This window comes from Streptomyces sp. NPDC030143 (assembly GCF_055573695.1).
Map to the genome: position 1 here is coordinate 44,229 of NZ_JBVIAY010000007.1, position 13,076 is coordinate 57,304.

General features: G+C 72.7%; 12 protein-coding genes. 3 read left to right on the forward strand and 9 right to left on the reverse strand.

Annotated features, from left to right (window positions below):
* Positions 1 to 166: 166 nt before the first annotated feature.
* The 9 genes from ACZ4YY_RS14455 to ACZ4YY_RS14495 form a co-directional block, all read right to left on the reverse strand.
* Positions 167 to 1,285 carry a hypothetical protein gene (locus ACZ4YY_RS14455; protein WP_468288700.1) on the reverse strand — a complete coding sequence of 373 codons (1,119 nt, stop codon included), beginning with the start codon at positions 1,283 to 1,285 and terminating at the stop codon, positions 167 to 169.
* A complete protein-coding gene (locus tag ACZ4YY_RS14460) occupies positions 1,282 to 2,640 on the reverse strand; it encodes an ATP-binding protein (protein ID WP_468288703.1) in 1,359 nt (452 codons plus the stop codon). Before ACZ4YY_RS14460 ends, ACZ4YY_RS14455 begins: the two co-directional genes overlap by 4 nt.
* Before the next feature lie 52 nt (positions 2,641 to 2,692).
* Positions 2,693 to 4,747: a pectinesterase family protein gene (locus ACZ4YY_RS14465; RefSeq protein WP_468288706.1), complete on the reverse strand. Its 2,055-nt coding sequence runs from the start codon at positions 4,745 to 4,747 to the stop codon at positions 2,693 to 2,695.
* A gap of 74 nt (positions 4,748 to 4,821) precedes the next feature.
* The gene (locus tag ACZ4YY_RS14470) at positions 4,822 to 6,213 is read right to left on the reverse strand and encodes a HAMP domain-containing sensor histidine kinase (RefSeq protein ID WP_468289448.1); all 1,392 of its coding nucleotides are present in this window, start codon (positions 6,211 to 6,213) and stop codon (positions 4,822 to 4,824) included.
* Positions 6,214 to 6,263: 50 nt separating this feature from the next.
* On the reverse strand, positions 6,264 to 6,998 hold the full coding sequence (locus ACZ4YY_RS14475; protein WP_468288709.1) for a response regulator transcription factor: 735 nt from the start codon (positions 6,996 to 6,998) through the stop codon (positions 6,264 to 6,266).
* Between the two features lie 58 nt (positions 6,999 to 7,056).
* Positions 7,057 to 7,230 (reverse strand): hypothetical protein, encoded by a 174-nt coding sequence (locus ACZ4YY_RS14480; protein ID WP_468288712.1) that lies wholly within the window; start codon positions 7,228 to 7,230, stop codon positions 7,057 to 7,059.
* A 28-nt stretch (positions 7,231 to 7,258) separates the two neighbouring features.
* Entirely contained in the window at positions 7,259 to 8,323 is a 1,065-nt protein-coding gene (locus ACZ4YY_RS14485) for a S1C family serine protease (RefSeq protein WP_468288715.1), read from the reverse strand.
* 145 nt (positions 8,324 to 8,468) lie between these two features.
* Positions 8,469 to 9,491 (reverse strand): LacI family DNA-binding transcriptional regulator, encoded by a 1,023-nt coding sequence (locus tag ACZ4YY_RS14490; RefSeq protein ID WP_468288718.1) that lies wholly within the window; start codon positions 9,489 to 9,491, stop codon positions 8,469 to 8,471.
* Positions 9,492 to 9,576: 85 nt separating this feature from the next.
* A complete protein-coding gene (locus ACZ4YY_RS14495; RefSeq protein ID WP_468288721.1) occupies positions 9,577 to 10,356 on the reverse strand; it encodes a winged helix-turn-helix transcriptional regulator in 780 nt (259 codons plus the stop codon).
* Between the two features lie 183 nt (positions 10,357 to 10,539).
* Between ACZ4YY_RS14495 and ACZ4YY_RS14500 the strand changes: the two genes are divergently transcribed.
* From ACZ4YY_RS14500 to ACZ4YY_RS14510, 3 genes are read left to right on the forward strand one after another with little or no spacing between them, the layout of a single operon-like run.
* Positions 10,540 to 11,379 carry an alpha/beta hydrolase gene (locus ACZ4YY_RS14500; RefSeq protein WP_468288723.1) on the forward strand — a complete coding sequence of 280 codons (840 nt, stop codon included), beginning with the start codon at positions 10,540 to 10,542 and terminating at the stop codon, positions 11,377 to 11,379.
* 50 nt (positions 11,380 to 11,429) lie between these two features.
* A complete protein-coding gene (locus ACZ4YY_RS14505; RefSeq protein ID WP_468288726.1) occupies positions 11,430 to 11,684 on the forward strand; it encodes a MoaD/ThiS family protein in 255 nt (84 codons plus the stop codon).
* A gap of 2 nt (positions 11,685 to 11,686) precedes the next feature.
* Positions 11,687 to 12,955 (forward strand): hypothetical protein, encoded by a 1,269-nt coding sequence (locus tag ACZ4YY_RS14510; RefSeq protein WP_468288729.1) that lies wholly within the window; start codon positions 11,687 to 11,689, stop codon positions 12,953 to 12,955.
* Positions 12,956 to 13,076 lie beyond the last annotated feature (121 nt).

The following is a 13,076-nucleotide window of genomic DNA, read 5'->3' on the forward strand; positions in this document are numbered from 1 at the left end:
GGCGGGTCCTCGCCGTCGACGAGGGTCGCCCGGTCGAGGGGGCACCCACGACGAACCCGCCGCCCGCGCGGGAGGTACGCGAGGCCGGCCGCACCGTGGCCGCAGGGGGCGGCGGCGGACGACACGAGGGGGCCGCGGGTGACGGCCGGGGAGGTGTGACTCCCGCTCAGACCTTGCGCCGGTCGAACCACACGGTCGCCAGCGTCGGCAGCAGCCCCGCCCAGAAGATCACCTGCGGAACCGTCCGCTCCGACCAGGGCACCTGGGTGAGCAGCAGGGCGCACAGCATCGCCCAGGCCGCCTGCGCCAGGACGACGCGGGGCCAGGCGCGGCGTCGGACCAGCGACCCGAGGTTGACCCGGACACCCGCCCGCAGCCGGCGGTACCGCAGCAGGGCGCCGAGCGCCCAGATCACGGTCATCGGCACGAGGTCCCACAGCCGCTGGCCGAGCGGCAGCGGCAGTTCGCGCCGGACCTCCCCCTCCGGGGCGAAGAGGTCGAGCCCCACCCCGGCGAGGGCCACACAGAGCAGGGCCAGCCAGCGGACGCCCCGCAGCAGCCGGTAGGAGGCCTCGTCCAGGCCACGTTGCATCACCGTCGAGTCGGGGGCGGCGGCCAGCGCGTCGGCGTACAGGGTGGCGGCCTCGCCGGCCTGCACGCCGGGTGCGTCCGCCTCCCTGGCCGTCCGCCGCTCCAGGGCGGCCCGGTGCTGGGGGTCGAGCCGGAGGATCGCCTCGTCCAACTGGGCGGCCACGGTCCGGTTGTTCGCCAGGTCGGCGATCAACCACGCCACCTCGTAGGCGAACACCTCCTCCGGTGCCAGCCGGATCGCCTCCTGGGCGAGTTCGCCCGACTCCCGCAGGAAGCCCTCCATGGCCGAACGGCTCACCGCGCCGTGGGCCCGGCCGTGTTCCACCGCGCGGATGCGGTACAGCCAGTGGCCGAGCAGCGCGTAGCCGTACCAGTAGTCGGGGGCGAGGCGGATGACCTCGCGCAGCACGTCCTCGGTCTCGTGGAACCGGCCGCCGACGGCTTTCAGGGCGTGCGCGTGCATGATGAGCGCGCCGATGTCCTGGGGGGCCAGGGCGAGGGCCCGTTCGGTGGCCTCCAGCGCCTTCGCCCCGTCCTCGACGTCCTGGAGGTGGCTGCGTGCCAGTTTGACCCAGGCGCGGACGTCGTCCGGGTCCTCCGCGAGTCGTGTGGCCAGGAGCTGTCTGGCTTCTTCGCAGCGTTTGAGGTCGATGAGGGCGTCGGCCCGTTCCACGACGGGGTGCACGGTGCTCACAGCTTGCGTCTCTTCTTCAGGTAGGCGACCAGATCGTCGTACATACCGCCCTCGTTGGCGAACATCGCCACGTTGCGGGCGGAGGCGAACCAGGGCTCGGCGGAGGGGACGACGTCCTTCGCGGCGGCCAGCAGGTCCTTCATGCCGATCATGCGGACGGTGCCGGCGCGGGCGGACTCCAGCAGCGCGCGTTCGGCCGCCGCCTCGCAGACATGGGCCAGGTCGGCGCCGGACAGGCCGTCGGTGGCCTTGGCGAGCCTGCCCAGGTCGATGTTCTCGACGGGCCGTTCGCGCAGGTGGTAGCGGAGGATCGCCTCGCGGGCCGGGGCGTCGGGCGGCAGCACCAGCAGGGTGCGGTCCAGGCGGCCGGGGCGGCGCAGGGCGAGGTCCACGTCCCAGGGCACGTTGGTGGCGGCCAGCACGAACACGCCCTCGTTGGCGGCGGCCTCGATGCCGTCGAGTTCGGTGAGCAGCTGGTTGACGGTGGTGCGCATGCCGCTGTGCGCGGTGCGGCTGCGCTTGGCGCCCAGCGCGTCCAGTTCGTCGAGGAAGACCACGCACGGCGCCTGCCGGCGGGCGGTCTGGAAGACCTCGTGCATGTTGCGCTCGGAGTTGCCGATCCACATGTCGAGGACGTCGTTGACGGACACCGACAGGAAGGCGGCGCCGAGTTCGCCGGCGACCGCGCGGGCGATGAACGTCTTGCCGCAGCCGGGCGGACCGTACAGCAGCAGGCCGCCGCGCAGGCTCTTGCCGTACAGGCGGCGCAGTTCGGGGTTGCGCAGCGGCGCGAGGAAGGCGGCCTCCAGCCGGTCCTTCACGTCCTGCATGCCGCCGACGTCGGCGAGGCGTACGGTGCCGGGCCGCTCGACGTCCCACGCGTCGGCGTCGCCGGGGTCGTCCTGTCCGTCGGCGCGCACCGGTGTCTGCACGAACCTCGGCGGCACCACGTCCCCGACCTGGTCCTCGGCGGCCTTCCAGTCGAACCCCGGGGGAGCCGTCGGCGGCTCCGTGGGCTGCGGAGCCTGAGGGGCCTGGACCGCTCGAGGGGCCTGGGGCGGCTGAGGCGGCTGACCGGCCTCAGGGGACCGCGTGGCCTGAGAGGTCCGGGGTGCCTGGGGCGTTGCAGGGTCCGCGGCCTGATGGGTGGGCACCCCCATCGCCCGCGCCATCAGCTCCCGCGCCTGCGCGTCCCCCGGCGTGTGCTGCAGGGCGACGGCGACCTCGGCGACGGCGGCGTCGGGCCGTCCGTCGCCGAGGAGGAGCTCGGCCAGGTGCAGACGCAGGGGGACGTCGGTGGGGGCCGCGGCAACTGCCGTGCGCAGGCTGCGGATCAGGGGCGACTCTTCCGGCATGGCCCCTACCCTACGGAGCCCCTCCGACAGTCGCCCCGCCCGGCCCGACGGGTCAGGAGGCCGTGGGCGTCCAGCCCGCCAGCCAGTCGGCGACCTCCTGCGTCGCGGCCTGGGCGTCGGTCAGGTGCGGCCGGTCACCGCTCTGGGCGCCCGCGCCCGCACCCTTGTTCTGGTACTCGGCGAACCGGTCCTCCTTCCAGGAGAAGCCGCTCATGTCCGTCCACGGAGCGGTCCTGATCGCGGCGCTGAGCGTGGTGTTGCGGACCGTCGTCTGCGGGTCGAGGCTCGCGTCGCCGCCGGCGTGCCAGGGGCGGCCCAGGTAGAAGCTGCGGGCGGAGACGTCGCCCTCGACCGTGGAGTTGGCGATCAGGATGCCCTTGCGGCCCGCGGCCGTGCTGGGGGCGGTGACGTAACCGGCCGAGGTGCCGTTCCAGCGCTTCTTCAGGGTGATGACGGACCGGTCGATGACCGCGCTGGCCCGGCCGAAGACGAAGTCGACGTTGCCGATGACGTAGGAGTTGGTCATGTAGACCCGGCCCAGCCGGTCCTTGGCGGCGGTGTCCACGAGCAGGGTGTCCTGGTCGCCGCTGACGATGACGCCGTCGAGGAACACCTTGTCGGCGGCGGTGCGCAGGGCGACGGCCTGGTGACCGGACAGGGACTGGTTGGCGGCCTCGTCGAAGTCGTTGGAGACGGTCAGGTTGCGGGCCTGGAAGTCGTCCGCCTCGACGGCGACGGTGGCGCTGCCTCCCGTGCCGTAGGTGCCACCGCCGGGCTTCGGCGTGCCCGCCGCGTTGTTGTGGACGATGACGGTGTCCCTGCGGCTGGCGCCCGTGCCCTGCAAGGTGACGTGCGGCTTGTCGGACGGGACCTTGACCGTCTCGCGGTACGTGCCCGGCCTGATCCTGATCACCACCCGCGAGGGGTTGTTCGCGGGGACGGCGTTCACGGCCGCCTGCACGGTCCGGTACTGCCCGCTGCCGTCCTTGGCGACGGTGAGCGTCGTCGCGGCGGCCGCCTTCGTGGCCGCCGGGGCCGTACCGATCGAGGTGCGGGGGCCGGCACCGGACTTCAGGAGCGCGGGCACGGCGGCGGTCCTGTCGAGGGTGTAGGGGTAGTACGTCTTCGGGTCGAAGGCGCTTCCCCCGCTCTCGTTGCGCCCGCTCGTCGAGACGAAGGTGTTCCCCTTCTGCACGAGGGAGGCGGTGGCGTCCTTGATGACCGGGTTGGTGACGCCCTGGAAGTAGGAGTTCTCCAGGAGCATCTTGGTCCTGCCGCGCGCGTAGTTGCCGTACGAGGACTTGATCGCGGTGCCCGGGACGTCCTCGAGGAAGTTGTTGTAGAGGTGCGCGTGGGCGGCGTTGTCCGTCGACGGGTTGCGCTGCTCGGTCTCGCGGATCCAGTTGTGGTGGACGGTGATGTCGGTGACGACGTTCTCGGTCCAGCCGATGCCGAAGGCCTTGTTGTCGTCGCTCAGCCTGTTCCAGGACACGGTCACGTACGTGCTGTCCCTGCGGACGTCGATCAGGCCGTCGGCCATGTGCCGCAGGTCGTTGTGGTCGATCCACACGTGGTGCGCCCCGTCCATCTGGACGGCGTCGAAGTCGTGCTCCTTGTCGTTCCAGACACCCTGGTACGCGTCCCGGATCGTCAGATTCCGGATGATCACGTTGTGGACGCCCTGGCCGAGGAAGAAGCCCCCGCCGACGATGTGACCGGAGGTGCCGGCGCCGACGATGGTCTTGTCGGAGGCGACCTTGATCTCCTTGCCGACCGGGTTCATGGTGATGGTTCCCGCGACGACGATCACGTAGGGCTCGGCGGCCGTCGCGTACTTCTCGAGATCGGCGAGCGTCCTGACCGTGACCGTCCTGCCGTCACGGCCGCCGTAGGTGCCGTTCTGCCCGAGGGCGTTGACGGAGGCGAACCCGTCGGCGGTGGCGGTGGCCCAGGACGGGGCCGCGGCGGACGCCTCGTCCGGGACGCCGACGCCGTACGTCAGGGCGCCGGCCGCCGTCAGTGCCGCCACGGGCACCATGACCGCGAGTGCCCTCCTGCGCCTGCGGTGGCGGGGCCTGCCGGTGTCAGTGTCGCGGTGCGCGCTCATACGACCATCCGTTCCGTGTGTGGGGGACTCGGGACCGCTCGGGGGTCGCCGCACGGAACGGAAAGGTTGCCGCCTCACACGGGAGGTGTCTCCGGCGGAGGGGTCGGCGCCCCCGGCAGCCGTACCGTCGCCACCGTGCCGCCGGTCTCCGCGCGGGCCAGGGAGACCTGGCCGCCGGCCTGCTGCACGGTACGGGCCACGATCGACAGGCCGAGGCCGGAACCCGGCAGGGCGCGGGCGCTGGGGGAGCGCCAGAACCGGTCGAAGACGTGGGGCAGTTCGTCCTCGGGGATGCCGGGCCCGTGGTCGCGGACGGTCAGGACGCCCCCGCTGAGCTGCACCTCGATCGTGCCGCCGTCCGGGCTGAACTTGACCGCGTTGTCCAGGACGTTGACCACCGCCCGCTCCAGCGCGGCCGGCTCCGCCCGGGTGTACCAGGGTTCGAGGGAGGCCGTGATGGTCAGCTCCGGGCCGCGCAGCCGTGCCCGGCGCAGCGCCGCCTCCACGGTGTCCTCCAGCGACACCACCTGCACGCGCTCACCGCGCTGCCCCTCCGACCGCGACAGCTCCTGGAGGTCGCCGATCAGCGCGGCCAGCTCGGTCACCTGCGCCTTCACCGACGCGAGGAGCGCCTTGCGGTCCGCCTCGGGGATCGGCCGGCCCGTCTCCTCGCTGCGGGTCAGGAGCTCGATGTTGGTGCGCAGGGAGGTCAGCGGGGTCCGCAGTTCGTGCCCCGCGTCCGCGATCAGCTGTTGTTGCAGCTCACGGGAGCTGGCCAGCGAGGACGTCATCGAGTTGAAGGAACGGGACAGGCGGGCGACCTCGTCGTCGGCGGCGTCCTCGACGGGGATGCGCACGTTCAGGTCCTCGGTGCGCGCCACGTGCTCGACGGCCTCGGTCAGCCTGTCGACGGGACGCAGACCGGCCCGGGCGACCGCGAGGCCCGCTGCGCCGGCGCCGACCACCCCGATGCCGGAGACCAGCAGGAGGATCAGGGCCAGGTCGTTGAGCGTGTTCTGGGTGCTCTTCAGCGAGACGGCGACGACGAGCCCGACACGGGGGCCGACCTGCCCGCCGACGGTGGTGGTGCCGAGCGGCTGGACCAGCACGCGGACGGCGTTGCCGTCGCCGTCGGTGCCGTCGCGGAAGTACAGCCTGTCGGTCTCGCCGGCCCTGATCTCCGCCTTGTCGGAGGCGGTGACCTTCACCTTGCCGATGGAGTCCTGGAGGACGCAGATCGTCCCGTCCTCCGTGACCACCTGGAGGTAGTTGTTGCGGAAGGGGTTGGTGGTGCCCGCCGGCGTCTCGGTGCAGTCGTTGAGGGCGCCGAGGATCTGCGGCCCGGGCGCGCGCATGCCCTTCTGGAGGTCGTCGTCGACCTGGTCCATCAGCTTGCCCTGCACGATGAACCAGCACGTCACCGAAACCGCCGCCACCGCGAACGCCACGGCGGCGGCGACCAGCATCGACAGCCGCGCCCGGATCGGCAGGGCTCGGAACCACCGGGCGACCCGGTTCACTCCGCCCCGCCCTGCCGCAACACGTACCCCACGCCCCGCACGGTGTGCACGAGCCGCGGTTCGCCCGCCGCCTCCGTCTTGCGGCGCAGGTACATCACGTACACGTCCAGCGAGTTGGACGACGGCTCGAAGTCGAAGCCCCAGACGGCCTTCAGGATCTGCTCGCGGGTGAGGACCTGACGCGGGTGCGCCATGAACATCTCCAGGAGCGTGAACTCGGTGCGGGTCAGTTCCACGGCCCGTCCGCCGCGCGTGACCTCGCGTGTCGCGAGGTCCATGCGCAGGTCGGCGAAGGTGAGTGCCTCGTCGTCCTGGACGCTGCGGGTCACGGCGGCCGCGTAGGAGCTGCGGCGCAGCAGGGCGCGGACGCGGGCGAACAGTTCGTCCAGCTCGAAGGGCTTGACCAGGTAGTCGTCGGCCCCCGCGTCCAGCCCCGTGACCCGGTCGCCGACCGTGTCGCGGGCGGTCAGCATCAGGATCGGGGTGGTGTCGCCCGCGCCGCGGATGCGGCGGGCGGCGGTCAGCCCGTCCATGCGGGGCATCTGGATGTCGAGGACCACCAGGTCGGGCCGGTAGGCGGTCGCCTTCTCCAGGGCGTCCGTGCCGTCCACGGCGACCTCCGTGTCGTACCCCTCGAAGGCGAGGCTGCGCTGGAGTGCTTCGCGCACCGCCGGCTCGTCGTCGACGATCAGGATGCGCTGGGGGTCACGGTCGCCTTCGGCGGGGCTCATGGGCGTGGGTTCCTCGGATGCGGTGGAGGGGGGCTGAACGCTTTCAGCCTAGAGGGGGTCAGGCGCGGACGGTCCGGCGGCGACGGGCGGCGGAGCGGCGGGCCGCGGCCGACGCGGCGGTGATCTCCGGGGCCCGCGTCACCGGCGGGTGCAGCTCGTGCGCCACGCCGAGGGCCAGGGCGAGGTCGGCCGCGCCGGCGCCGGTCACCTGGTGCGAAAACTGCTTGATCATGACGTGCTCCCTGCGGTCCTGGCCGGTGTCAGTTGTCGGAGCCGCCGGCTCGCAGCGTCGCGAGGTCGGACTTGACGGTGTTGATGGGGATGGCGAAGCCGAGGCCGACGCTGCCGGCGTCGGAGGAGGTCGCGTCCGCGGCGGAGTACATCGCGGAGTTGATGCCGATGACGTTGCCGTTCGCGTCGATCAGCGCACCGCCGGAGTTGCCGGGGTTCAGCGAGGCGTCGGTCTGGATCGCCTTGTACGTCGTCGTGGAGGAGCCGGTGTCGCCGTTGAACTCCCGGCCGCCGAACTCGAACGGCCAGCCGCCGCCCTGCTGTTGCTGCTGCCGGCCCTGGCTCTCGTCGGTCGAGACGGTCACGTCGCGGTCGAGGGCGGAGACGATCCCGCTGGTGACGGTGCCGGTCAGGCCTTCGGGGGAGCCGATCGCCACGACCGTGTCGCCGACCTGGACGGCGTCGGAGTTGCCGAGGCTCGCCGCCTTCAGGCCGGAGGCGTTCTGCAGCTTGATCAGCGCGAGGTCCTTCTTGCTGTCGGTGCCGACGACGTTCGCGGTGTAGGTCCTGCCGTCGCTGGTCGTCACCTTGACCGAGGAGGCGCCCGAGATGACGTGGTTGTTGGTGAGGATCTCGCCGCCGGAGGTGATGATCACGCCGGAGCCGGTGGAGGAGCCGTCGGCGAGGGTGGCGTTGATCTCCACGACGCTCGGGCTGACCGCCGCGGCGATGGCGGCGACGTCGCCCTTCTTGCTGGAGGGCACCACGCTGGTGGTGGTCGAGGCGGCGACCACGTCGTTCTTGCCGGTCAGTTCCTGGATGCCGTACGCCGTGCCGCCGCCGATCGCCGCGGCGACGATCGCCACGGCGGCGAGCAGCGCCAGCGGGCCCCGGGCGCGCTTCCTCGGCACGGGGCCGGCCGTCGTGGGGGTGAGGAGAGCGGTCCCGCCGCTGCCGGTGCCCGGCGTGGGCTCGTAGGCCGGCGGGGGCGGCCATTCGGGGTTCACCGGGGCGGAGGCGTGCTGCCGGGCGCCCTGGTACGGGTTCTGGTACGGGGTGTCGTACTCGCCGTCGCGGCGGATGCTCTCGGTCATGGCACTGAGCTTCCCGCCCGACCATGAGAGCTCCCTGAGTGCTCCCTGAGAACCCCGGCAGAAGCTCGTGTGCCCGATATGAAGGCCGTCCCGGCGTTCGGGCGGGGGCTCTCAGCGAACCCTCATCCAGGCCGGGGGGCGGCTGCTACGCGCAGCCGCAGGACCGGCGCGGCACCAGCCGCGACGGGAACAGCTTCAGCCGCTCGCGGCGCGATCCGGCGACCCGCAGACCGTCGTCCAGGACCAGGTCGACGGCCGCGCGGGCCATCGCCGGGCGGTCGGACGCGATCGTGGTCAGGGGCGGGTCGGCGAGCGCCGCCTCCTTGATGTCGTCGAAGCCGGCCACGGCCAGTTCGCCGGGCACGTCGATGCGCAGCTCGCGCGCCGCGCGCAGCAGGCCGATCGCCTGGTCGTCGGTGGAGCAGAAGACGGCGGGCGGACGGTCGGGGCCCGACAGCAGCTCCAGGCCCACCCGGTAGGCGTCGTAGCGGTTGTACGGCGCCTCGAAGAGCCGGCCCTCGGTGGGGATCCCCGCCTCGTCCATGGCGCGCCGCCAGCCTTCGACGTGGTCGGAGACGGGGTCGCCGACGGCGGGCGTCTCGGCGGTGCCGCCGACACAGGCGACGTACTCGTAGCCGTGCTCCAGCAGATGGCGTACGGCGAGCTGGGCGCCGCCCAGGTCGTCGGTGACGACGGCGACGTCGTCGATGGCCTCGGGCCGCTCGTGCAGCAGGACGACCCGGGCGTCCCAGGCGTCGATCTCGGCGGCGGCCAGGTCGTTGAGGGCGTGGGAGACCAGGATGAGCCCCGAGACGCGCATCCCGAGGAACGCCCGCAGGTAGTGCACCTCGCGCTCGCCGATGTAGTCGGAGTTGCCGACCAGCACCATCTTCCCGCGCTCGGACGCGGCCTGCTCGACCGCGTGCGCCATCTCCCCGAAGAAGGGCTGGCGCGCGTCCGGGACGATCAGGCCTATGAGGTCCGTGCGCCGGGACGCCATCGCCTGGGCGACACGGTCGGGCCGGTACCCCAGCTCCTTGATCGCGGCGAGGACACGCTCGCGCGTGGCCGGGGCGACCGGCCGGGGTCCGTTGTTGATGACGTAGCTGACGACGGCAGTGGAAGTGCCTGCCAGCCGCGCCACGTCATCCCTGGTTACCTTGGCCACGCGCGGAGTCTACGCGGATGGATCCGCGCCGGGCAGGGCGCGGGAGCGCTTCCCCCTGCGGGAGCGGTGCCCGCCCTGAGCAGCCTCACGCCTCGGCCGTGACCTCGTCGGCGTCCACGGACACCTCGTTGTCCGCATTGCTCCGTTTTGACCGGTCCGCTGCGGCCTTGGACTCGTCGGCGGCCCGCTCGACCTTCTCGGGCGTAACGAATCGATAACCGACGTTGCGGACGGTTCCGATGAGCGACTCGTGCTCGGGGCCGAGCTTGGCGCGCAGCCGTCGTACGTGCACGTCGACCGTGCGGGTGCCGCCGAAGTAGTCGTAGCCCCACACCTCCTGCAGGAGCTGCGCACGTGTGAAGACGCGGCCCGGGTGCTGGGCCAGGTACTTCAGCAGCTCGAACTCCTTGAAGGTGAGGTCGAGGACGCGGCCCTTGAGCTTGGCCGAGTAGGTCGCCTCGTCCACCGACAGGTCGCCGTTGCGGATCTCCATGGGGGAGTCGTCGGCGACGATCTGCTGGCGGCCCATGGCCAGCCGCAGCCGCGCCTCGACCTCGGCCGGGCCGGCGGTGTCGAGGAGGACGTCGTCGATGCCCCAGTCGGCGGTGACGGCCGCGAGGCCGCCCTCGGTGACGACGAGGACGAGCGGACAGCCCGGCCCGGTGGAGCGCAGCAGTTGGCACAGGCTGCGCACCTGTGGAAGGTCACGGCGCCCGTCGATCAGGATCACGTCGGCGCCCGGGGTGTCGACGAGGGCCGGGCCCTCGGCCGGAGCCACACGCACGTTGTGCAGCAGCAGTCCGAGCGCGGGCAGCACCTCCGTCGACGGCTGGAGGGCGTTGGTCAGGAGCAGCAGAGAACTCATACGTCTGGTTCCTCCTCGGTCCCTGCGAGGACGTTTGCGGCACTGCGGCACTGCTCTGCGCGTCCCGAGGCCCGTACACCCGCGGTCACCTGGTGTTTCCCGCTTCGTATACAGCGCTTCCGAAAGCACAAAAGGACCCGGGGGCTTCGCTGCCCGAGTCCTCTGTTCAGCAGAATAGCCCACATGAGCAACGGCGCGGCAGGTCACAGGGCACGTTCCGTCATTCGTCCGAACTCCGAGACGAACAGACCAGCACGATTGCGGACGTTCCTGCACACCGCCGACGGTGTCTCCCTCGATTCCGTATACGACCCGGGACCGGTCGTATACGACACCTCGGGGTTGCCCGCCGGCCATCCGGTGTTCGTGGTGGCGCACGGCTTCACCGGCGACGTGGACCGCCCCCACGTGCGGCGGGTCGCCGCCGCGCTCGCCCGGCACGGCGCCGTGCTCACCTTCTCCTTCCGCGGCCACGGCCGCTCCGGCGGGCGCTCCACGGTCGGCGACCGGGAGGTCCTCGACCTGGTGGCCGCGGTGGACGGAGCCCGCCGGCTCGGACACGCGCGCGTGGTCACCGTCGGCTTCTCCATGGGCGGCTCGGTGGTGCTGCGGCACGCGGCGCTGTACCCGCGCACGGTCGACGCGGTCGTCTCGGTCAGCGCGCCCGCCCGCTGGTACTACCGGGGCACGGCTCCCATGCGCCGGCTGCACTGGCTGGTCACCCGCCCCGAGGGCCGGCTGGTCGGCCGCTACGGCTTGCGCACCCGCATCCACCACCGCGCCTGGGACCCGGTGCCGCTCTCCCCGGTGCAGGCGGTTCCGAAGATCGCCCCGACGCCGCTGCTGATCGTCCACGGCGACAGCGACGGCTACTTCCCCGTCGACCACCCCCGGATGCTCGCCGAGGCCGCCGGTGAACACGGCGAACTCTGGCTGGAGCCCGGCATGGGCCACGCCGAGCACGCCGCCGACGACGGGCTGCTGGCCCGCATCGGGGACTGGGCGGTCTCCCGGGCGGGCTAGCCTGGCCCTGTTGACCGTCGATGCACTGACCGGACTGACTGAGGAACGAGATGGCAAAGGGCACGGTGCGCTACTGGGCGGCCGCCAAGGCCGCGGCGGGCGTCGCCGAGGAGCCGTACGACGCGGCCACCCTCGCCGAGGCGCTCGAGGCCGCGCGGCAGCGACACCCCGGTGAACTCACGCGTGTCCTGCGGCGATGCTCCTACCTCGTCGACGGCGACCCCGTGGGCACCCGCGCACATGAGACGGTACGGCTGGCCGACGGCGGCACGGTCGAGGTGCTCCCGCCGTTCGCAGGAGGGTGACGATGACCGACCAGCCGTACCGGCAGCAGTACGAGGGCGACCCGCAGTACGAGGGCAGGCAGCACCACGAAGGCCGGCAGCAGTACGAGGGCGGGCAGCCGTACGGGGACGGCCAGCAGTACGAGGCCTACCACCCGTACGCCCAGCAGCCGCAGCAGCCGCAGCAGCCGCAGGTCTGGCCGGGGCAGCAGCCGTACCACCAGGGGTACGACGACCCGCAGGCGGCGCTCCAGTACACCCAGCAGTGGCAGGGCCAGACCTGGGAGACGAGCGTGCAGCCGCCGCTCGCCCCGGTGGACGCCGGGGAGACGGCGTACCTGCCCCCGCAGACCGGCGAGACCCCCTCCCCGTCCCCCGCTCCGGCCTGGCAGCAGGCGGCCCACCCGCCCGCCGCCCCCGAGCAGGGACCCACCCCGCAACGGGCCCCGAACACGACCGCGGACGCGTCCCCGATCCCGGACGCGCCCGGGGCGGGCCCCTCCTACGGTCCCGCGACCCTCGCCGGCAACGCCCGCGTCACCGACGCGCAGCGCGCCCGCCTCGAGGGCCGCTCACCGATCATCGAGCCCGGTATGCAGCCCGCCGCGCTCACCGCCCTGCTCGGCCTGCTCCTGTCGGGTGCGGCGGCCGTGGGCACGTACGCGCTGCTCGTCCCGCTCGTCGTCCTCCAGGCCGTCACGGCCGCCGGCTGGTTCCGGCTGAACGGCATGTGGCCCGCCCGGCAGGGCATCGCGCTCGCCTTCCTGGGCGCGCTGGCCGCGGACGCAGCGCTCCTCGCCGCCGGCCGCGAGCACGCCCCCGCCGCGATCCTCGGCACCCTCGGCGTCTGGGTCCTGCTCTGCCTGGTCCTCCAGCTCCGCTCCCACGCCGACCCCGACGAGCGCATGTACGGCCTGATGGCCACCGTCGCCTCGGCCGCCCTGGCCATCGTCGCCACCGGTCACCTCGGCGCCGACCCGGACGCGGTCACGGTCGGCGCGGCCGCGGTGGCGGTCGCCGTCCTGGCCCGTGCCCTGCCGCTGCCCACCCCGGTCTCGGTGATCGTCTCCCTGCTCGCCGCGGCGGGTGCGGGCATCGCCGTCGGCGGTATGACCGGCCTGGGCAGCAAGGGCGCGCTCCTCGGCGCGGCAGCGGCGGCCTGCGCCCTCATCGGCCACCGCGTCGCCGCCTACGACTATCCCTCCCGCTTCGTCCACTTCACTGCGGGTGTGGCGCTGCCCCTGTCCGCGGCGGCCCCGGTGGTCTACGTACTGGGCCGCGCCCTGACCTGATCCGACCCGCCCGGCCGGACAGAGGGGGTGCGGTGGGCCCCCCGAAGGCCGGGCGAGGCATGTCACAGCTGATCGACAATCCCGTGGAACCGGTTCCGCGGCGCGTTACCTTGAATCCTCA